The sequence below is a fragment of the Ensifer sp. SSB1 genome, from assembly GCF_016652895.1.
Taxonomy (GTDB): domain Bacteria; phylum Pseudomonadota; class Alphaproteobacteria; order Rhizobiales; family Rhizobiaceae; genus Ensifer.
Window position 1 is genome coordinate 1 of sequence record NZ_JAEPRP010000337.1, and the last position, 733, is coordinate 733.

Consider the following 733-nt stretch of genomic DNA (forward strand, 5'->3'; position numbering starts at 1 on the left):
TGATAGCGAAGTCGTCCCGGCCTTCTGGTCGCGCGACAGTGGCCTCAAGAGCCCGCTGATGCTGAACAGCCCGGCGGCGATCGCCAACTTCCAGAACATGCGCGAACTGCTCGGCGTCGACGGCGGCATGCTGGTCGCCAATCCGGTTCCGGAAGAAAGCGAAATCCCGCGTGAGGAGATGGAAATCTACATCGCCCGCGCACTCGACAATGCCGAGAGCGACGAGATCACCGGCAAGGCCGTTACGCCTTACCTGCTCGACAACCTCTTCCACATGACCGAGGGCCGCAGCCTCGAGACCAACATCGCGCTGGTCGAGAACAATGCCCGCCTCGCCGGCGAAATCGCGGTCGCGTTGAACGCGCAGTAAATCACTCCGCAAGACCACGGAAAAACGGAAAGCCCGGGACGCAAGTGCCGGGCTTTTGCATTGGCGAAGGTTGAGTATGCGCTGGAAGTTTGATCTAGCACCGAACGCTGCCTGCATTGCCTGCCGCTCGGTCCTCGCTGGTCGTCCCATTCTCGTCGTCACACACTATGCTGACGATCATTCGTGCGTTCCTGGACGGGGAACCAACGGTGATGGCGACTGCTCTCGTGGTCGCGATGTCTGAGGTCGTGGATATCCACCCCGACATTGACGAGATCGCCGATCTTCCTCTGGGCTGGTCGGCAACGCGCACCGGTATTGGCGAGCCCTGGTCAAGGCACAAGCGCGATTAGTTCTGAATGC

Annotated in this window: 2 protein-coding genes; both read left to right on the forward strand. The window is 60.7% G+C overall.

From position 1 onward, the window contains the following. Positions 1-370: pseudouridine-5'-phosphate glycosidase (locus I8N66_RS36985; protein WP_291165483.1), on the forward strand; the 370-nt coding region annotated here is incomplete at its 5' end. A 167-nt stretch (positions 371-537) separates the two neighbouring features. Next, complete coding sequence (locus tag I8N66_RS36990) at positions 538-723, forward strand: hypothetical protein (protein ID WP_291165485.1); 186 nt, start codon at positions 538-540, stop codon at positions 721-723. Positions 724-733: the final 10 nt, after the last annotated feature.

What these genes read in the sequence shown, in the direction of transcription:
- I8N66_RS36990 (WP_291165485.1), top strand. Translation starts at nt 538, where the DNA reads ATGCTGACGATCATTCGTGCGTTCCTGGACGGGGAACCAACGGTGATG.